A 20,310-nucleotide genomic window follows, 5' to 3' on the forward strand; every position below is an offset into this window, starting at 1 on the left:
GGTCACGACTCAGTACCCGAATTTCTTGACGACCATAGAGCATTGGAACCACCTGATCCCATCCCGAACTCAGTAGTGAAACGATGCATCGCCGATGGTAGTGTGGGGTTTCCCCATGTGAGAGTAGGTCATCGTCAAGATTAAATTCCGAAACCCCAATTGCGAAAGCAGTTGGGGTTTTGTTTTGGGCGGGCGAAAAGCGCTGAGGCGATTTGGCGCGCAGTCCAACTCCGCCTGTAACGCCCTTCAATGCTAAAGTCGCTCCCTCGATTTTGCTTTTCCCAAGGAAGCCGTTATGCCGGATGCAACGTCCCTCAGTGCTGGATTTATGGTCGTCCACGGCAATCGCCTGGATGAACTGCGCAGCCTGGTCGTCAGTTGGATGCGTCGTTATCCATTGGCTCCCCTGGAAAACGAAATCGCTCTGGTGCAAAGCAACGGCATCGCCCAATGGCTCAAGCTGGCCCTTGCTGAAGACCCGGAAGAGGACGATCTGGGAGGGTGCGGCATAGCCGCGGCAATCGACGTGCAACTGCCCGGCAGCTTTATGTGGCAGCTCTATCGCATGGTCCTGGGCCGCGATGAAATCCCGGCCAAATCCTTGCTGGATAAAGCCCCACTGACGTGGCGCCTGATGCGCCTGTTGCCCGAGCTGATCGACCAGCCGCACTTCGAGCCCCTGCAACGCTTCCTCACCCATGACACTGACCTGCGTAAACGCTACCAACTGGCGGAGCGCCTGGCCGACCTGTTCGATCAATATCAGGTGTACCGTGCCGACTGGCTGGAAGACTGGGCCGCTGGCCGCCACCAGTTGCGCAATGGCCGAGGCGAAGCCAAGCCCTTGAGCCCGGCCAACTGCTGGCAGGCCGAGTTATGGCGCGCGTTGCTGCTGGACGTGGGTGAGGAAGGCATGGCGCAAAGCCGTGCCGGGGTTCACCAGCGTTTTATCGAACGCATTAATAACCTGGACACCGCCCCCCAAGGCCTGCCGTCCCGCGTCATCGTGTTTGGCATTTCTTCCTTGCCCGCCCAGGCCCTTGAAGCCCTGGCCGGCCTGGCCCGTTTCAGCCAGGTGTTGCTCTGCGTGCACAACCCTTGCCGTCACCATTGGTCCGACATCGTCGCCGACAAAGACCTCCTGCGAAACGAATACAAACGCCAGGCGCGCAAGACCGGGATGCCTGTCACCATCGACCCGCAAACTTTGCACCAGCACGCCCACCCCTTGCTGGCCGCCTGGGGCAAGCAAGGTCGCGACTACATCAACCTGCTGGACAGCTACGACGATCCCAACAGCTACCGGTCGGCCTTCCGTGACGGGCGCATCGACCTGTTCAGCGACAGCGAGCCGACCACCATTCTCAACCAGCTACAGGACGATATCCTCGAACTGCGCCCGCTCCCGGAAACCCGCGAGCGCTGGCCGGCCGTCGATCTGCAGCACGACACCTCGATCCGCTTCCACATCGCCCACAGCGCCCAGCGCGAAGTGGAAATCCTTCACGACCAACTGCTCCAACGCTTCAGCGCGGACCCGACGTTGCGCCCCCGCGACGTTATCGTCATGGTCCCGGACGTTGACAGCTATGCACCGCATATCCGTGCGGTGTTCGGCCAGTTGGACAAGAAAGACCCACGTTTCATCCCCTTCACCCTGACGGACCAGGGCCAACGGGGCCGCGACCCGCTGTTGATCGCCGTCGAACACCTGCTGAAACTCCCGGACAGCCGTTTCCCGGTCAGCGAAATCCTCGACTTGCTGGACGTTCCCGCCTTGCGCGAACGCTTCGCCATCCAGGAGCGCGACCTGCCCACGCTGCACCGTTGGATAGAAGGCGCAGGCATCCGTTGGGGGCTCGATGCTGAACAGCGCGCAGGCCTGGGCCTGCCCAGTGCGCTGGAGCAGAACAGCTGGAGATTCGGCCTGCGCCGCATGCTGCTGGGCTACGCCGTCGGCAGTGGCGCAGCCTGCGCCGGCATTGAGCCCTATGACGAAATCGGCGGCCTCGACGCGGCGCTGATCGGGCCCTTGGTCGCCCTGCTTGACGCATTGCACGATGCCCACCAAGCCCTGTCACAGCCCGCGACCCCGCAAGCCTGGGGCACACGCCTGCAAGACTTGATGCAGCGCTTCTTCCTGCCCAGCAATGAACACGATGACTATCTGCTGGGTCAGTTGGAGCAACTGCGGGAAGACTGGCTGGAGACCTGCGAGTCCGTCGGCCTGTACGACGAATTACCGCTGACTGTCGTGCGTGAGGCCTGGCTCGCCGGTCTCGATCAGGGCCGCTTGTCCCAGCGCTTTCTCGCCGGTGCCGTGAACTTCTGCACCCTGATGCCGATGCGGGCCATCCCCTTCAAGCTGGTGTGCCTGCTGGGCATGAACGACGGCGACTATCCCCGCGCGCAACCGCCGCTGGATTTCGACCTGATGGGCAGCGACTACCGCCCCGGCGACCGCTCCCGGCGTGAAGACGACCGATACCTGCTGCTCGAAGCCCTGCTCTCGGCGCGCGACCAGCTCTACATCAGTTGGGTCGGCCGCAGCATCCGCGATAACAGCGAGCGCCCGGCGTCCGTGCTGATCGGCCAACTGCGCGATCACCTCGCCAGCGGCTGGCAGCATGCCCAGGAGCAACCGTTGCTGGAGGCGATGACCCAGGAGCACCCATTGCAACCCTTCAGTGCGCGTTACTTCCACGAGGGCGATCCACTGTTCAGCTACGCCCGCGAATGGCAACTGTTACACGAAGTTCAAGACCAGCCCCTCGAAACGACCGGTCTGGCACCCCACATCCAGGAAGAACCCCTGAGCCTGGGTCAGTTGCAGGACTTTTTGCGTAACCCTGTCAGGCATTTCTTCAGCCAGCGCCTCAAAGTATTTTTCGAAGCCGCTGAAGTGCCCCTGGCCGATGAAGAACCCTTCGTCCTCGACGCCTTGCAGCGCTACACCTTGAGCGACAGCCTGCTCGCCGCCGCGCTGACCGACCCGGATCATCTCGAACAAGCCCTGCAGGCCCAAGCGCAACGTCTTCAAGGCAGTGGCCTGCTGCCCATGGTCGGTTTCGGCGAATGCCTGCGCAACGAGCTGATCGAACCCTTGCCTGACTTGCTGCAACGCTACCAGCAACTCCTGGCACTCTGGCCCACGCCACACAATACGGCGGAGCCCGTCAGCTTCGCGCACCAGGGTATTCAACTCGACGGCTGGGTCAGCGGCTTGCACCGGCGCAGAGATGGCGGCTTGCTCAGCGTGACCACCATCCCCAACAGCATCGGCTCGATCAAGACCCGCAAGTGGCATCGCCTGATCCGCCCATGGGTCAACCACCTGGTGGCCTGCGCCTGTGGCCTGCCCTTGAGCACCGGCCTGGTGGCGAGTGATGACACGCTCCTACTGGCGCCACTGGAGCAAAACCTTGCCCAGGATGTGCTTGGCAACCTGCTCCTGGCCTGGCGGGCCGGCATGAGCGAACCACTACCGATCGCGGTGAAGACCGCCTTCGCCTGGCTCGGCCAGACTGACCCGGACAAAGCCCAGGCCGCCGCCCTTAAAGCCTACGAAGGCGATGGCATCACCAGCGATGGCGAGCGCCGCGAAAGCCCGGCCCTCACCCGGCAATTCCCCGACTACGCGGCCCTGGTCGCCAGTGAAGATTTCGAAGGCTGGTGCGAAACCCTGTACCGCCCACTCATCACCGCCCCCTGGCGATCACTGACCAGCGAGGAGGCCCGCTCATGAGCACCAAACCCCTGGCCCTGGCCTTCCCCCTGCGTGGCAGCCAACTGATCGAAGCCAGCGCCGGTACCGGCAAGACCTTCACCATCTCCGCGTTATACCTGCGCCTGGTTCTGGGCCACGGTGGCGATGAGGCGGGTTTTGGCCGCGAATTGCTGCCGCCGCAAATCCTCGTGGTGACCTTCACCGATGCCGCCACCAAAGAGCTGCGTGAACGCATCCGCACCCGCCTGGCACAAGCGGCGCGTTTCTTTCGTGACGAAATCGAACAGCCCGATGCCCTGATCGCCGAGCTGCGTGATCAGTACAGCGCCGAGCAGTGGCAGGGTTGCGCCAACCGCCTCGACATCGCCGCGCAATGGATGGACGAGGCCGCCGTCTCGACCATCCACAGTTGGTGCCAGCGCATGCTGCGCGAGCACGCTTTCGACAGTGGCAGCCTGTTTACCCAGACCCTGGAAACCGACCACAGCGACTTGCTTGGCGAAGTGTTGCGCGACTACTGGCGGCTGTTCTGCTACCCGATGCACGGCGATGCCCTGAACTGGGTCCGCAGCAACTGGGGTGGCCCTGCGGCGCTGATGCCCCGAGTGCGCGCGTTGTTCGGTAGCGAGCGCCCCGGTGATGAACCCCGTGAGCCCGCCGAGTTGATCGAGGCCTGCTTGCACGAGCGCCGCGAGGCCCTGGTGGCGCTCAAGGCCCCCTGGCAGCAATGGGCCGCCGAGTTGCGCGAGATCTGCCTGCAAGCTGTCGCCGCCAAGGCTGTGGATGGTCGCAAGATGCAGGCCCGTTATTTCGAGCCCTGGTTCGAGAAAATCAGCGCCTGGGCCGCTGACGAAACCCTGGAACAACTGGACATCGGCACCGGCTTCACCCGCCTGACCCCCGAGGGTATGGCCGAAGCCTGGAAGGGCGACGCCCCCCATCACCCCGGCCTGGATGCCATGGCGGGCCTCAAAGCCAGCCTCGACGCCTTGCCCACGCCCGATGCTGCAGTGTTGCAACACGCGGCGGCCTGGGTCGGCAAACGCTTTGAAGAAGAGAAACGCCGGCGTGCCGAGATGGGTTTTGACGACATGCTCATCCGCCTCGACGCCGCCCTGCAAACCGAGGGTGGCGAACGTCTGGCAAGCGTAATCCGCGAGCAGTTCCCGGTGGCCCTGATCGACGAATTCCAGGACACCGACCCGGTGCAGTACCGGATCTTCGAAAGCATCTACCGCATCGAAGACAACAGCCCGCGCAGCGGCCTGTTCCTGATCGGCGACCCCAAGCAGGCGATTTATGCGTTTCGCGGCGCCGATATCTACACCTACCTGCGCGCCCGCCAGGCCACCGCCGGGCGCTTGCATACCCTGGGCACCAACTTTCGCTCCAGTCATGCGATGGTCGAGGCGGTCAACCACGTGTTCGAGCGTGCGGAGTCCGGGCGTGGGGCGTTTCTGTTTCGTACGCCCGACGGCGACAACCCGGTGCCTTTCCAGCCAGTGTCGTCCCAGGGTCGCAAGGAGCAGTTGCAGGTCGATGGCCACACACTGCCAGCCCTGAATATCTGGCACCTGCCCACCGACCAGCCGATCTCCAATGTGCGGTATCGCCAGCAATTGGCAGGCGCGTGCGCCAGCCAGATTGTCGCGTTGCTCAATGGCGGTCAGCAGGGCACGGCAGGGTTTATCAAGGGGGCAGACTTCACTCCCGTGCAACCGTCGAACATCGCCATCCTTGTGCGTGACGGCAAGGAAGCCCAGGCCGTACGCGGTGAGCTGGCCGCGCGGGGTGTGCGCAGCGTGTACCTGTCCGATAAGGACTCGGTATTCGCCTCCCAGGAAGCCCATGACCTGCTCGCCTGGCTCAAAGCCTGTGCCGAACCGGATGTCGAGCGCCCGCTGCGCGCGGCCCTGGCCTGCGTCACCCTCAACCTGTCGCTGCCCGAGCTGGAACAACTGAACCAGGACGAACTGGTCTGGGAGCAGCGAGTCATGCAGTTCCGCGATTACCGCGTGATCTGGCGCACCCAGGGCGTGCTGCCGATGCTGCGGCGTCTGCTGCATGACTTCAAGTTGCCGCAAACCCTGATTGCCCGCAGCGATGGCGAACGGGTGCTGACGAACCTGCTGCACCTGTGCGAGTTGCTGCAACAGGCCGCCGCAGAGCTGGACGGCGAACAAGCGCTGATCCGCCATCTTGCGGAGCACCTAGCGCTCTCGGGCCAGGCCGGCGAAGAGCAGATCCTGCGCCTGGAAAGCGATGAGCAACTGGTCAAAGTGGTGACTATCCACAAGTCCAAGGGCCTGGAATACGACCTGGTCTTCCTGCCGTTTATCTGCTCGGCCAAGCCGGTCGACGGCAGCCGCCTGCCGCTGCATTACCACGATGCCAACGGCAAGTCCCAGGTCAGCCTGAAACCCACCGTCGAACTGATCGCCCAGGCTGATGACGAGCGCCTGGCCGAAGACCTGCGTCTGTTCTATGTGGCGCTGACTCGGGCCAAGCATGCCTGTTGGCTGGGCGTGGCCGACCTCAAACGCGGCAATAACAACAGTTCGGTGTTGCACCTGTCAGCCCTGGGCTATCTGCTGGGCGGCGGCGCGGCCCTGGGTGAGTCCGCAGCCCTGGCCCGCTGGCTGATGGATTTGCAGGACGGCTGCGCGGCGATTGCCTACGGGCAAATGCCGGAAGCTGACACCAGTACCTACCAACCACCGCGCAATGACGCGACCTTGCTTGCGCCGCTGCTGCCCAAGCGCAAGGCCGCGGAAAACTGGTGGATCGCGTCCTACAGCGCCCTGCGCATCGGCGAAAGCATGAGCGCCGCCAGCCTGGAAGCCCCGGAAAGCCCCCAGGCACAGAAGCTGTTCGACGACGAACGCCTGGACCCGGATGCACCGCGCGAAGTCGCCGCGTCTGGCGGGGATATTCACCGTTTCCCACGGGGCCCCAACCCCGGGACCTTTCTCCACGGCCTGCTGGAGTGGGCCGGTAACGAAGGCTTCAACGTAACGGCCGAAGCCATCGAAGATGCCGTCGCCCGGCGCTGCAACCGACGTGGTTGGGAAGGCTGGATTGGCACCCTCAGCGGCTGGCTCGGGCACCTGTTGCAAGTGCCGTTGGGCCTGGGCCATGGGCAGGCCTCCGTGACCCTGAGCGACCTGCAGCAGTATCAGATTGAAATGGAGTTCTGGTTCGCGAGCCACAAAGTCGATGTGCTCGCCCTCGACCAACTGGTCTGCCAATACACCCATGACGGCGTGTCGCGGGTCGCCGCCGAGCCGGTGTTGCTCAATGGCATGTTCAAGGGCTTTATCGACCTGACCTTCGAACATGACGGCCGCTACTACGTGGCTGACTACAAATCCAACTGGCTCGGCGCCGACGACGCGGCCTACACCCGTGAGGCCATGGAACAGTCGATTCTCGACCATCGCTACGACCTGCAATATGTCCTCTACCTGCTGGCCCTGCATCGCCAACTCAAGGCGCGCCTGCCGGATTACGATTACGACCAGCATGTGGGCGGCGCGCTCTATCTGTTCCTGCGCGGTAGCCAAGCCGTGAGCCAGGGCGCGTATTTCACCCGGCCGCCACGGGAGCTGATCGAACGCCTGGACCTGCTGTTCCAGGGCAAGCCGCAACCGCCCAAGGTCGAACCGGCCTGGGAACAAGGAGTCCTGCTATGAGCCTCTCGACAATGCCGCTGGAGGCACTGGCACCGCTGGATCGCGCTGACGACCTAATGCACCTGCTGGAGCGCTGGGTCGAGCGCGGCTGGCTGCGGGCGCTGGACAAGGCGTTCGTCGGCTTTCTCCACGAACTGGATCCACAGGCCGATCCCCTGGTGCTGCTGGCCGCCGCCCTGACCAGTCACCAACTGGGCCACGGCCATGTGTGCCTGGACCTGTTCGAAACCCTGAAGGCCCCGGATTTCGCTCTGTCGCTGCCCCCAGAAGGGGATCTTTCAAGTGGCGTGATGCTGCTGCCCTCGCAATTGCTCGAGGGCCTGGACGGCGCCCATTGGTGCCATGCCCTGGCCGCAAGCCCGCTGGTGGCGCTGGCCGTCGATGGCAGTGCGGCGGCGCAAAGCCGGCCATTGGTATTGTCGGGCAAGCGCCTGTATCTGCGGCGTTACTGGACCTATGAGCGACGCATCGACAGCGCCTTGCGTCAGCGTCTTGCCGTGCAGGAAGCGGTCTCGGCCGACCTGCCCCAGCGCTTGAATGGCCTGTTCGACCAACCGCCCCCGGACGGCGTGGTCGATTGGCAGAAACTCGCCTGTGCCCTGGCCACGCGCGGTGCGTTCAGCATCGTCACCGGCGGCCCCGGCACCGGCAAGACCACCACGGTGGTGCGCCTGTTGGCCTTGCTGCAGGCACCCGCAGTGGAGCAGGGCACGGCCTTGCGCATCCGCCTGGCGGCGCCTACCGGCAAGGCGGCGGCACGCTTGACCGAATCCATCAGCCAGCAAGTACGCTCGCTGCAAGTGCCCGACGCTGTGCGCGAAAAAATCCCCACCGAGGTCACCACCGTGCACCGCCTGTTGGGTAGCCGCCCCGGCACCCGGCATTTCCGCCATCACGCGGGCAACCTGTTGCCGCTGGATGTGCTGGTGGTGGATGAAGCCTCGATGATCGACCTGGAAATGATGGCCAACCTGCTGGATGCCTTGCCGCCCCATGCGCGCCTGGTACTGTTGGGGGACAAGGACCAATTGGCCTCGGTGGAAGCCGGCGCGGTGCTCGGCGATTTGTGCCGCGATGCCGAAGCGGGTTGGTACAGCCCCGACACCCGCCAATGGCTGGAAAACGTCAGTGGCGAGACCCTGGCGGGCAGCGGCCTGCTGGAGGATCTCGAGGCCAGTCATCCGCTGGCGCAACAAGTGGTCATGCTGCGTTATTCCCGGCGTTTCGGCGAAGGCAGCGGCATCGGCCAACTGGCGCGCTGGGTCAACCAGCAAAACCCCGAGCAGGCTCGCCAACTGCTGGACGCCGGCAGCCACGACCTGTTTTGCCTGCACCTCAAGGGCGAGCATGACCGCGCCCTGGAGCGCCTGGTGCTGGACGGGCAGGGCAGCGATGCCCAGGGCTATCGCTACTACCTGAACCTGTTGCGCACCACGCGCCCGGCAGCCGAGACACCCCGCGACGACTCGCGCTGGACCGACTGGGCGCGCCAGTTGTTGCAAGCCTTCGATGCCTTCCAGTTGCTGTGCGCGGTGCGCAAGGGCCCTTGGGGCGTGGAAGGCCTCAACCAGCGCATCACCGCGGCGCTGCTCAAGGCCCGGCTGATCGACAGCGACCAGCAATGGTACGAAGGCCGCCCGGTGCTGATGACCCGCAACGACTATGGCCTGGGCTTGATGAACGGTGACATTGGTATCGCCTTGAAGCTGCCCGAAAGCGACGGTGGGCCGCAGGTGCTGCGCGTGGCCTTCCCGCGCAACGATGGCCAGGGCGGAGTGCGCTTTGTGCTGCCCAGCCGCCTCAATGATGTGGAAACCGTCTACGCCATGACCGTGCACAAGTCCCAGGGCTCGGAGTTTGCCCACACGGCCTTGATCTTGCCGGATGCACTGAACCCGGTACTGACCAAGGAGCTGATCTACACCGGCATCACCCGCGCCAAGGATCGCTTCAGCTTGATCGAGACCCGTGGCGGGGTTTTCGAAGAGGCGGTGCGGCGCAAGGTAAAACGGTTGAGCGGGCTGATGTTGGAGTTGGGTGCGTGAGAATGTGGGAAAAACCTGACCGATATGTCGGGTTTTTCGTGATGAATGGCAGAATCTACCTAGAGCCCGTCTCGATGGGGTTTCCGCCAATATGCTATCGTTGCGGCATTATCCCGAGAAGATCATAGAGAATCGCTGCATGAACGTGGCTGTCTCGCCCGCAGAGCGTAGTTGGAGCTGGAGACGATTGCTGCTATCGGCCGTTTTGTGTCTCGTCACGCCTCTGGCTTTTGCCCAGGCGCCCACAGCCAGTGCAGCCGACCAGCGGGCCCAGGCCGTCACCCAGGTGGTACTGGGGATTCTCAGCTACGCCCGTTGGCCGGTGGAGCCCGCACAACTGCGGTTGTGCATCGTTGGCCCGACCCAATACACCGACGACCTGGTCAAGGGTACCACCCAGGCCACCGGCCGGCCGGTGGTGGTCCAGCGCTTGCTGGCGGACAACCCCAATATCGTCAATGCGTGCGACGCGCTGTACATCGGCAAGCTCACTCCTGACGAGCGTGGCCGCCTGTTCACCGCGTTGACTGGCCATCCGGTGCTGAGCATCAGCGAAGGCGGCGATCAATGCACTGTGGGTAGCCTGTTTTGCCTGCGGGTCACTGATGAGCAAGTCTCGTTCGAGGTCAACCTCGACTCCGTCGCCCGCAGCGGTGTGCGCATCCATCCCAGCGTCCTGCAGTTATCCCGTCGTCGGGCGCCGGAGCCATGAAGCTGCGTAACGCCAAAACCCGCCCTACATTACGTTCGGTCCTTGGTCGCGGGCACCTGAGTGTGGCGCTGGTGGCCGTAGCCATGGCCAGCGTCTCCCTGACCCTGCTGGGGGTGCTGGCCCTACGGGTATATGCCGACCACAACCTGCACCTGATCGCCCGCTCGATCAACTACACCGTAGGAGCCGCAGTGGTGTTCAAGGACCGCGTGGCGGCCACCGAAGCCCTGGCGCTGATTGCCTCCACTGAAGAAGTCGCTGAAGCCCGGGTGCTGGACCTCAACGGCAACACCCTGGCCCATTGGGTGCGTCCGGAAACGGGGGTGCTGTCCAGGATCGAGCTGGAGTTGGCCCACACGCTGCTGGAAGAGCCCATCAGCCAGCCGATCCTGCATCAAGGCCAGAAAATTGGCACCGTCGAGTTGAGTGGCCACGGCGGTAGCCTGTTGCGCTTTTTGCTCAGTGGCCTGGCGGGGATCATCATCTGTACCGCTATCAGTGGCTGGGTCGCGATTTACCTGGCACGGCGCATGTTGCGCGGCATTATCGGCCCCCTGCACAGCCTGGCCGACGTCGCCCACGCTGCGCGCAGCGAGCGGGCCTTCGACCGCCGTGTGCCGCCGGCGCAGATCGCCGAGCTCGACAGCCTGGGCAACGACTTCAATGCCCTGCTTGACGAGCTGGAAGCCTGGCAAACCCACCTGCAAAGCGAAAACGAAACCCTTGCCCACCAGGCCAGCCATGACAGCCTGACCGGGCTGCCCAACCGCGCCTTCTTTGAGGGCCGCCTGATTCGCGCCTTGCGCAGCGCGGCCAAGCTCAACGAGCGAGTGGCGGTGCTGTTCCTCGACAGTGACCGCTTCAAAGACATCAACGACAATTTCGGGCATGCCGCCGGTGACGCCGTCCTGGTTGCGGTCGCCGCGCGCGTGCGGGCGCAACTGCGCGAGAGCGACCTGGTGGCCCGCCTGGGCGGTGACGAGTTCGCCATCCTGCTCTCGCCCCTGCACAAGCTCGAAGATGCCCAGCGCATCGCCGACAAAATCATCGCCAGCATGGACCAGCCCATCCCGCTGCCGGGCAACACCGAAGTGTTGACCTCACTCAGTATCGGTATCGCGGTATATCCCGATCATGGTGCCACTCCCGGCGCCTTGCTCAATGCCGCCGATGTGGCGATGTACCAGGCCAAACGCCTTTCCCAGGGCGGCCAGCACACGGCGGAGTCGGAGCACCCCGCTGCCAATGTTCAACACAGGAGTTGATCCCTTGTTTGCTAACACACGCGTTCTGTTTATCACCTTGTTTATTGCGCTACTGGCCCTGAGTGGCTGCCAGACTCCCCCCCCCAAAGGCCTGACCCCGGTGCAAGTGGCGGTGCTCAAACAACAAGGCTTCGAACTGACCGACGAAGGTTGGGCGTTTGGCCTGTCGGGCAAAGTGCTGTTTGGCAGCGACGTCGAAAAACTCAACACGCCCAGCACCGAGATCGTCGAACGCATCGGCAAGGCCCTCACCGGCGTGGGCATCGAACGCGTGCGCGTAGACGGCCACACCGATGCCTCGGGCAAGGAAGCCTACAACCAGCAACTGTCCCTGCGCCGGGCGAAAAGCGTGGGCAAGGTCTTGGTGGACGTGGGTATGAAGGAAGAAAACGTGCAACTGCGCGGCCTGGGCAGCAGCGAGCCGGTGGCCTCCAACAGCACTTCTGCGGGCCGTACCGAGAATCGCCGGGTGTCGATTGTAGTGATCGCCGACTGAGCCGACAGGCCGGTCTGAATTTCAAACACGCTCAACTTTGGGAGCGGGCAAGCCCGCTCCCACACTTATCAGTGCCGACCCAACGTTCTGCGCCCGCAGCAGCCATTCAGTCTGCAAACACCATCTCCCGCGTCTCCCCCATCAACAACCCCTGGTTCTGCTCCGTCACCTCCCGGATGTAATCCCACAACAGGGTAATCCGCTTGAGCTTGCGCAGGTCTTCGCGGCAATACATCCAGAACTGCCGCGTAATATTGATCTCCTCTCCCAACACCGGCAGCAACCGCGAGTCCTGCGCGGCCAGGAAGCACGGCAAGATCGCCAGCGAGCGCCCCTGCTGCGCCGCCACGTACTGCGCAATCACGCTGGTGCTGCGCAGGCTGGCGCTGGCGCCCGGGACGACATTGGCCAGGTACAGCAGCTCTGAGCTGAACGCCAGGTCATCCACGTAGCTGATAAACGGATGGTCGGCCAAATCGGCCGGGCGGCGGATGGGCGGGTGCTGGTCGAGGTATTCCTGGGTCGCGTACAGCTGCAACTTGTAGTCGCACAGTTTGCAGCACACGTAGGGCCCGTGTTCCGGGCGTTCCAGGGCGATGACGATGTCGGCTTCGCGCTTGGACAGGCTGATGAAGTGGGGCAGGGGCAGGATGTCGACCGAGATCGCCGGGTAGGTATCGACGAAGTGGCTCAGTTGCGGGGTGACGAAAAAACTACCGAACCCTTCGGTACAGCCCATGCGCACATGCCCCGACAGCGCCACGCCGGAGCCCGATACTTGTTCGCAGGCCATGTGCAGGGTGCTTTCGATGGACTCGGCGTAACCCAGTAAACGCTGGCCTTCATTGGTCAGCACAAACCCGCTGGTCCGGGATTTCTCGAACAGCAGGGTGCCCAGCGAGCCTTCCAGCGAGCTGATGCGCCGCGACACGGTGGTGTAGTCCACCGCCAGGCGCTTGGCAGCGACGCTGGCCTTGCGGGTACGCGCCACTTCGAGGAAAAACTTCAGGTCATCCCAGTTCAGCGAGCCTAAAGACGTGATGTTTTTTTGCATGTTGGACCGGCTTTTATGTGGGTTCTTATTGGAAGTTTGCACATCTATACTCCAAAAATCGTCCGAACGCCTCATCCTCAAGGCGCTTCACGCCTTGGCTCTCTGCATAACTACAAGATCTGGAGACCACAATGAACGCATCGCTTACGTCTGCCGATACCACCGTCAAACAGGCCAAACTGTTGATCAACGGTGAATGGGTCGAGTCCAAGACCACCGAATGGCAAGACATCGTCAACCCGGCGACCCAACAAGTCCTGGCCCGTGTGCCCTTTGCCACGGCCGATGAAGTCAACGCGGCCATCGACGCTGCCCATCGCGCCTTCCAGACCTGGAAGCTGACGCCGATCGGCGCGCGCATGCGCATCATGCTCAAGCTGCAGGCGCTGATTCGTGAACACTCCAAACGCATTGCCGTAGTCCTCAGTGCCGAGCAGGGCAAGACCATTGCCGATGCCGAGGGTGATATTTTCCGTGGCCTGGAAGTGGTCGAGCACGCGTGCTCCATCGGCACCCTGCAAATGGGCGAGTTCGCCGAGAACGTCGCCGGTGGCGTCGACACCTACACCCTGCGCCAACCCATCGGCGTCTGCGCCGGCATCACCCCGTTCAACTTCCCGGCGATGATCCCGCTGTGGATGTTCCCGATGGCCATCGCCTGCGGCAACACCTTCGTGCTCAAGCCTTCGGAACAGGATCCGCTGTCGACCCTGATGCTGGTGGAACTGGCGCTGGAAGCCGGGGTGCCGGCCGGTGTGTTGAACGTGGTCCACGGTGGCAAGGATGTGGTGGATGCCCTGTGCACCCACAAAGATATCAAGGCCGTGTCCTTTGTCGGCTCGACCGCCGTCGGCACCCACGTCTACGACCTGGCGGGCAAGCACGGCAAGCGCGTGCAGTCGATGATGGGCGCGAAGAACCATGCGGTGGTGCTGCCCGATGCCAACCGTGAACAGACGCTCAACGCACTGGTCGGCGCCGGTTTCGGTGCGGCCGGTCAGCGCTGCATGGCCACCTCGGTGGTGGTGCTGGTGGGCGCGGCCAAGCAGTGGCTGCCGGACCTCAAGGCCCTGGCGCTGAAGCTTAAAGTCAACGCTGGCAGCGAAGCCGGGACCGACGTGGGCCCAGTGATTTCCAAGCGCGCCAAGGCGCGTATCCTCGACCTGATCGAAAGCGGTGTGAAAGAAGGCGCCAAGCTGGAACTGGACGGCCGCGACATCCAGGTGCCGGGCTTCGAGCAAGGCAACTTCGTCGGCCCGACCCTGTTCTCGGGCGTGACCACCGATATGCAGATCTACACCCAGGAAATCTTCGGCCCGGTGCTGGTGGTGCTGGAAGTCGATACCCTCGACGAAGCCATCGCCCTGGTCAACGCCAACCCGTTCGGCAACGGCACCGGCCTGTTCACCCAGAGCGGTGCGGCGGCGCGCAAGTTCCAGAGCGAAATCGACGTCGGCCAGGTCGGCATCAACATCCCGATCCCAGTGCCAGTGCCGATCTTCAGCTTCACCGGTTCCCGTGGTTCGAAACTCGGCGACCTGGGCCCGTACGGCAAGCAAGTGGTGCAGTTCTACACCCAGACCAAAACCGTCACCAGCCGCTGGTTCGACGACGACAGCGTCAATGATGGTGTCAACACCACCATCAACCTGCGTTGATCAAGGAGACGACCATGAAGATTGCATTTATCGGCCTGGGCAACATGGGCGCACCCATGGCCCGCAACCTGATCAAGGCTGGCCACGCGCTGAACCTGTTTGACCTGAACCAGACCGTGCTCAAGGAACTGGCCGAATTGGGCGGCACCATCAGTGCCTCACCGCGCGCAGCAGCAGAAGGCGCCGAACTGGTGTTGACCATGCTGCCCGCTGCCGCCCATGTGCGCAGCGTCTGGCTGAATGAAGACGGCGTGCTCGCCGGTATCGGCAAAGGCGTGCCGGCCGTGGATTGCAGCACCATTGACCCTCAGACCGCCCGCGATGTGGCGGCTGCGGCAGCCAAGCACGGCGTGGCGATGGCCGATGCGCCGGTCTCCGGCGGCACGGGCGGGGCGCAGGCGGGGACGCTGACCTTTATGGTCGGCGCCACCCCGGAACTGTTCGCCACCCTGCAACCGGTGCTGGCGCAGATGGGCCGCAACATCGTGCATTGCGGTGAAGTCGGCACCGGGCAAATCGCCAAGATCTGCAACAACCTGCTGCTGGGCATCACCATGGTCGGCGTCAGCGAGGCCATGGCCCTGGGCGATGCATTGGGTATCGACACAAAAGTACTGGCCGGGATTATCAACAGTTCAACCGGGCGTTGTTGGAGTTCCGACACGTACAACCCATGGCCGGGCATTATCGAGACGGCACCGTCGTCTCGTGGTTATACCGGTGGTTTTGGTGCGGAACTGATGCTCAAGGATCTTGGGCTGGCCACTGAGGCAGCGCGTCAGGCGCACCAGCCGGTAATTCTCGGTGCGGTGGCCCAGCAGTTGTATCAGGCGATGAGCCAGCGTGGGGAAGGCAGCAAGGACTTCTCGGCAATCATTAACAGCTACCGCAAACCCCAATAGGTTTTTTCCGAGAACTTGCGTCGGGCGGGTTCTCGGGTTTTTGGCGCTGTACACAGTTCCGATCCCTTCCATCTCCGTTGTTTCTCAACGAGATATTCAACTCCCTCCGTTGGTCAGCGTTAGCCGAAGCACCTCTTGTGCGTAGCGGTCGTCCGTGGCTGAGCCAGCCTGGTCAGCTCATCAAATACTGGCCAACTCCCCATCCTGAAAGAACTAAATGTGGCAAGCCTTGTCGCTTGCCATTTATTTCGTATTTACAGCGGTATATAGGGTTTCTATCACTAATCTACTATTTAGTTGGAAGGGTTTTTAGTGGGTTATTAAAGTTGCGAAATAAAGTATTACAATTTCTTTTTATTTTAGTAAAGTTTGTGATTCTGTTCATCGAATATTCATGGGGTTAGCCCTGTAGTTACATGTGATTATCATCCTTTGATAACGGGTGTATGGGTTATTTAACGTAGGTATGCGATGGGTTAACAGAACAAACACTTATGTTTAGTGAGTGTTTGCATCGTGCTTGTTTTCTCCTTTGATGTTGAGTTTCCTCCCCGCTAGTATCGATCAGGCAAGTGTTGGCACTGTTGTTGTGCCTCGAAAGTCACAACCGAATAGCTGTAATTTTTCTAAGTTGTGCGGGTGTATCTGAGATGGTTGATGAATGGATGCGTACATCAAATAGTTTCGGGCTTGCAACCGAACAGGTTGCCGAGGCCAGGGAGCTCGAGAGAGCACAAAAACTGGCCCGCCGTCTCTGCTCGTTACTGCACCTCTGGGCCAGCGGTCGCCCTTTGCCAATGGCTCCACGACAGTCCGGCATCTCTCTGCATGACCTCATGACAATGGCGCAATGCACGACAAAAGTGCTAGCGCAACGCCCTTCAAGAACCCTGTTCACATCACGCCTTGAGACTCCCGCGCTTTGCAATCAAAGGGGAATGCGCCTGCAACTCCGTGAAGAGACCGGTGTGGGCTGAAACTACTGGCACCTGGTTGGTTTTCAATAACGCAAAAATAAAGTTGAGCGCTCGGCGGTTATTACCGTCGTGGAGTATTCGCTCGCGCTGAAATCTGTGTGTCCATTTATCGAAGAGAGAACAGGTGTGAGATGAAAAATATAACAATTGTCGATAAAGCAACGGGAGCGGCAACGGAGCATACGCTTGGCAATGTCAGCCTGAAGGGCACAAGCATTGTCAAACTACCCGTTGGGCCTGAAAGCGTTCAGTCCTTTCAGCAGTCCGGTCAGAACTTGGTGGTGACGCTAAAGTCTGGAGAAACCATCACCATTCAGAATTTTTTTGTAGTTGGCGCTGACGGTGCGGCTAACCAGCTGGTAATGACTAACGCTGACGGAACGTTGCTGTTGGGCAACTATTCATCGCCGTATTCGGGCTTTACATTCAGCGAGATCTCTACGCTCGACGACCTGGCCGCGGCAGGCATAGTGGCAGATAGCGCGGTACCGGACTGGGTACTCTGGGGGCTTAGCCTCCTTGCCGTGGGTGGTGCAGTGGCCGCAATCAGCAGCAGTGGCGGTGGTGGCGGCGGTACCGGTGGGGGAGTTACGGCGGCACCGGGTGCAGCAACTGGTTTATCCGTCAGTGCCGATGGCAAGAGCGTCATCGGCAAAGGGCAACCGGGCACTACGGTGACCGTCAAGGATGCTGCTGGCAATGTGATCGGCTCCGGTCCTGTGGGCGCTGACGGTAATTTCCAGGTCACGCTGGATACACCACAAACCAATGGAGAGACCCTGGAGGTCACCCTCAAGGACGCTCAGGGCAATCAATCACCGCCCGCCACTGTCGTAGCCGGCGACACCACAGCGCCCGCTGCGCCAACAGACTTGGCCGTCAGCGCGGATGGCACCACCGTCAGTGGCAAGGGCGAGCCGGGTTCAACCGTTACGGTCAAGGATGCCGCTGGCAACGTGATCGGGACGGGCACGGTCGGTACTGACGGTAACTTCCAGGTCACGCTGGACACGCCACAAACCAATGGCGAGACCCTGCAGGTCAGCCTCAAAGACACTGCAGGCAATGAGTCGCCGACTGGCACTGTCAGCGCGGGCGACACCACAGCGCCCGATGCGCCAACAGACTTGGCCGTCAGCACGGATGGCACCACCGTCAGTGGCAAGGGCGAGCCGGGTTCAACCGCCACGGTCAAGGATGCCGCTGGCAACGTGATCGGGACGGGCACAGTCGGTACTGACGGTAACTTCCAGGTCACGCTGGACATCCCTCAGGTCAACGGCGAAACGCTGGGAGTGACACTGAAGGATGCGGCGGGGAACGAGTCCGGCCCAAGCTCGGTAGTTGCACACGACATTGATGAAACTGATGCGGACGCTGATGCCGACGCCGATGCCGATGCCGATGCCGACGCCGATGCTGACGCTGACGCTGACGCTGATGCTGATGCCGATGCCGATGCCGATGCCGATGCCGATGCCGATGCCGATGCTGACGCCGACGCCGACGCCGACGCTGACGCTGATGCTGATGCTGATGCGGACGCCGACGCCGACGCCGACGCGGATGCCGATGCGGACGCCGATGCCGATGCGGACGCCGATGCCGACGCTGACGCGGATGCTGACGCCGACCTGGAAGCAACCGACGACGTCGGTACTGCTGAACTCATCGTTACGCCGGTGACTACGCAGACAGCACTGGACGATATGCGAGTATTCACGTTGCTGGGAGTCGGTGGTATCCAGGTCGGGGAGCCTTCGCTGACTCAAGAGTTCTCTGTGGATGCTGGTAGTTCCGGGACGCTGAACCTGTCCTTCAGTCAAGGGGACCTGTTGTCTGTCTTGGGTGGTGGCTTTACTGGAGTGCTTGAAGTCAGCGATGGTGCTGGCGGCTGGGTCGGTATCGACCAGGCTAGCGGTGGTACGGGCCTGCTCGATCTGCTGGGGCTGTTCGGTTCGGGTACGACCGCGCAAATCGACGGTCTGGCCGCAGGTGAATATCGCTTCACGCTCAGCCTTGACCCGAACCTGGTAGCGGTTGGGGCTTCTGCAACGGCTAGCCTGAGTGTCGATAACGCAAGCCTGACCGACTTCATTGTCGAACCCGGCGCTGATGTTGAAGGTAACGTCATCACCGACCCAGGTTTCAATGGGCAACCGGACTCCACGGGGGCTCTGGGTGATGCGACAGTACAGGTTGAAGTCGGCGGCGTGTTTGTCGATGCAGATGCGACGGTCGGTACGGTCCTGCAAGGGCAGTACGGTGAGCTGACGATCTTTGCCAATGGTGATTACAGCTACACGCCAAATGGCGATGTGGCGAGCATTGGTCAGGTCGATAGCTTCGCCTATCAACTGGTGACGGCGGCTGGCGGTGTGGCTTCGGCCAACCTGTACATCCGCATAGACAGCAACGATACGACGATTGTCTGGAGTCCTACCGATCCAGCGGCACCGGGTGTCGTGGATGTTGTTGCCACGGATGATATCGGTGCTGCACAGGTCGATATCGACAACCTGGTCGACACGCAAAGCCTGACGGAGCTGAGCTACTCGCCGCCAGTAATCGGGAGCACTACAGATACCAGCGAGAGCTTTGTGGTCGCTGTCGATACGACGGCAGAGCTGGAAATCAGCCGCAGCTTCGTAGGTATCGGTGTGCTGCCTACGACGACCATCAACCTGCAGAAACTGATCGACGGTGTCTGGACAACGCAGCAGACCACGACTACGGCCGCTCATACCTTCACGGGGCTGGATGCGGGTGAGTACCGAGTGACGTCGACGACTGGTGCGCTTGTATCGGCCGGAACTGTGACGGTTGACCTGACGTTGTCCACTACCCACCTGACCGAGTTCGTCACGGGGGCTGCAGTCGCCGCAACGGGTAATGTCCTTGAACTCAGTGATCTATCGCCAGCAGACAGCCTCGGCTCGACGCTGACCGTCCTGAGTGTGCTGGTCAACGGGCTCTACGTCATACCCGGTCAAGCTGGAGCGCAAGTCCAGGGGCTCTACGGCACGCTGACGTTGCAAGCGGATGGTTCCTATAGCTACACGCCAACCCCGGGTCTGGCGCTTGCGGACATCGGCCAGGTGGATACATTCACCTACAAGCTCACCACACCCGCCGGCCAGGAGGACACGGCCAATCTGTACATCCGCATCGACTCGCCAGACCGCGATCTGGTCTGGGACGACGCCAACCCTGGTTCACCTGCCACTGAGGGCGCCGGTTTCGCCGCCGCCAGCATCATGGTGGATGAGGCCGCGTCAGGCGATGACAGTACGGGCACTGAAGGCGGCGCAGACAGTGGCAGCGACGACCCTGTGGTAGTCGACGGCACTGACTTCACCCACGTCGATGGTGGCGCGGGGGCAGAGGGGTGGTTGTGGGAGGGTGGTGATGCTGCCATCAACCTGAGCGACCTGATCGGCACTGCCAGCGGTGTGCAGAGCATTGACCTGAACGACGTCAGCGCGGTTGAACTGACGTTGAGCCTGGAGGACTTGGTATCCATCACAGGCCCCGAGTCGGATCGCTTGATGATCCAGGGCGATGATCAGGACAGCGTTCATCTGACAGGCGACTGGTCTGCTGGTGCGACTCAGGTAGAGAACGGTCTGGAGTACGTGATCTACACGAGCCAGGAAGATGAGACCCATCAGCTCTGGATACAAAGCGGCATCAGCGTGGTGTAACCACGCACCCGACGGCCGGGCCGCAAGGCCCGGTTTCCCTCACCAACGGTAATGCAGCGATGGACCGTGACAGGTGTC

Annotated in this window: 10 protein-coding genes and 1 rRNA gene; 10 read left to right on the forward strand and 1 reads right to left on the reverse strand. The window is 62.0% G+C overall.

The window, feature by feature from the left end; all coding sequences use genetic code 11:
• Positions 1–24: 24 nt before the first annotated feature.
• The 7 genes from rrf (at position 25) to yfiB (ending at position 11,937) form a co-directional block, all read left to right on the forward strand.
• Positions 25–140 (forward strand): 5S ribosomal RNA (rrf, locus tag HU773_RS04125).
• A gap of 155 nt (positions 141–295) precedes the next feature.
• Positions 296–3,745, forward strand: a complete 3,450-nt coding sequence (recC, locus tag HU773_RS04130) for an exodeoxyribonuclease V subunit gamma (RefSeq protein ID WP_186625306.1) — start codon at positions 296–298, stop codon at positions 3,743–3,745.
• Positions 3,742–7,419: an exodeoxyribonuclease V subunit beta gene (gene recB / locus HU773_RS04135; RefSeq protein ID WP_186625307.1), complete on the forward strand. Its 3,678-nt coding sequence runs from the start codon at positions 3,742–3,744 to the stop codon at positions 7,417–7,419. The genes recC and recB overlap by 4 nt, the downstream gene beginning before the upstream one ends.
• On the forward strand, positions 7,416–9,464 hold the full coding sequence (gene recD / locus HU773_RS04140; RefSeq protein WP_057960633.1) for an exodeoxyribonuclease V subunit alpha: 2,049 nt from the start codon (positions 7,416–7,418) through the stop codon (positions 9,462–9,464). The genes recB and recD overlap by 4 nt, the downstream gene beginning before the upstream one ends.
• Positions 9,465–9,603: 139 nt before the next feature.
• Entirely contained in the window at positions 9,604–10,176 is a 573-nt protein-coding gene (gene yfiR, locus HU773_RS04145) for a regulatory sequestration protein YfiR (RefSeq protein ID WP_057960632.1), read from the forward strand.
• Complete coding sequence (gene dgcN / locus HU773_RS04150; RefSeq protein WP_057960631.1) at positions 10,173–11,441, forward strand: diguanylate cyclase DgcN/YfiN; 1,269 nt, start codon at positions 10,173–10,175, stop codon at positions 11,439–11,441. The genes yfiR and dgcN overlap by 4 nt, the downstream gene beginning before the upstream one ends.
• Positions 11,422–11,937 carry an outer membrane lipoprotein YfiB gene (gene yfiB, locus HU773_RS04155; RefSeq protein WP_057960630.1) on the forward strand — a complete coding sequence of 172 codons (516 nt, stop codon included), beginning with the start codon at positions 11,422–11,424 and terminating at the stop codon, positions 11,935–11,937. Before dgcN ends, yfiB begins: the two co-directional genes overlap by 20 nt.
• Before the next feature lie 106 nt (positions 11,938–12,043).
• On the opposite strand, the gene HU773_RS04160 is transcribed toward yfiB, so the two are convergent.
• The gene (locus HU773_RS04160; protein WP_057439324.1) at positions 12,044–12,991 is read right to left on the reverse strand and encodes a LysR family transcriptional regulator; all 948 of its coding nucleotides are present in this window, start codon (positions 12,989–12,991) and stop codon (positions 12,044–12,046) included.
• 131 nt (positions 12,992–13,122) lie between these two features.
• Here HU773_RS04160 and HU773_RS04165 point away from each other — a divergent pair, with 131 nt between their 5' ends.
• The 3 genes from HU773_RS04165 (at position 13,123) to HU773_RS04175 (ending at position 20,232) form a co-directional block, all read left to right on the forward strand.
• On the forward strand, positions 13,123–14,649 hold the full coding sequence (locus HU773_RS04165) for a CoA-acylating methylmalonate-semialdehyde dehydrogenase (protein WP_057439323.1): 1,527 nt from the start codon (positions 13,123–13,125) through the stop codon (positions 14,647–14,649).
• Positions 14,650–14,663: 14 nt separating this feature from the next.
• Positions 14,664–15,551 (forward strand): 3-hydroxyisobutyrate dehydrogenase, encoded by an 888-nt coding sequence (gene mmsB / locus HU773_RS04170; protein ID WP_120731496.1) that lies wholly within the window; start codon positions 14,664–14,666, stop codon positions 15,549–15,551.
• Positions 15,552–16,659: 1,108 nt separating this feature from the next.
• Positions 16,660–20,232, forward strand: a complete 3,573-nt coding sequence (locus HU773_RS04175) for a BapA/Bap/LapF family large adhesin (RefSeq protein WP_217883917.1) — start codon at positions 16,660–16,662, stop codon at positions 20,230–20,232.
• Positions 20,233–20,310 lie beyond the last annotated feature (78 nt).

Origin of the sequence: Pseudomonas shahriarae (assembly GCF_014268455.2) — a bacterium.
GTDB classification, from domain to species: Bacteria; Pseudomonadota; Gammaproteobacteria; order Pseudomonadales; family Pseudomonadaceae; genus Aquipseudomonas; species Aquipseudomonas shahriarae.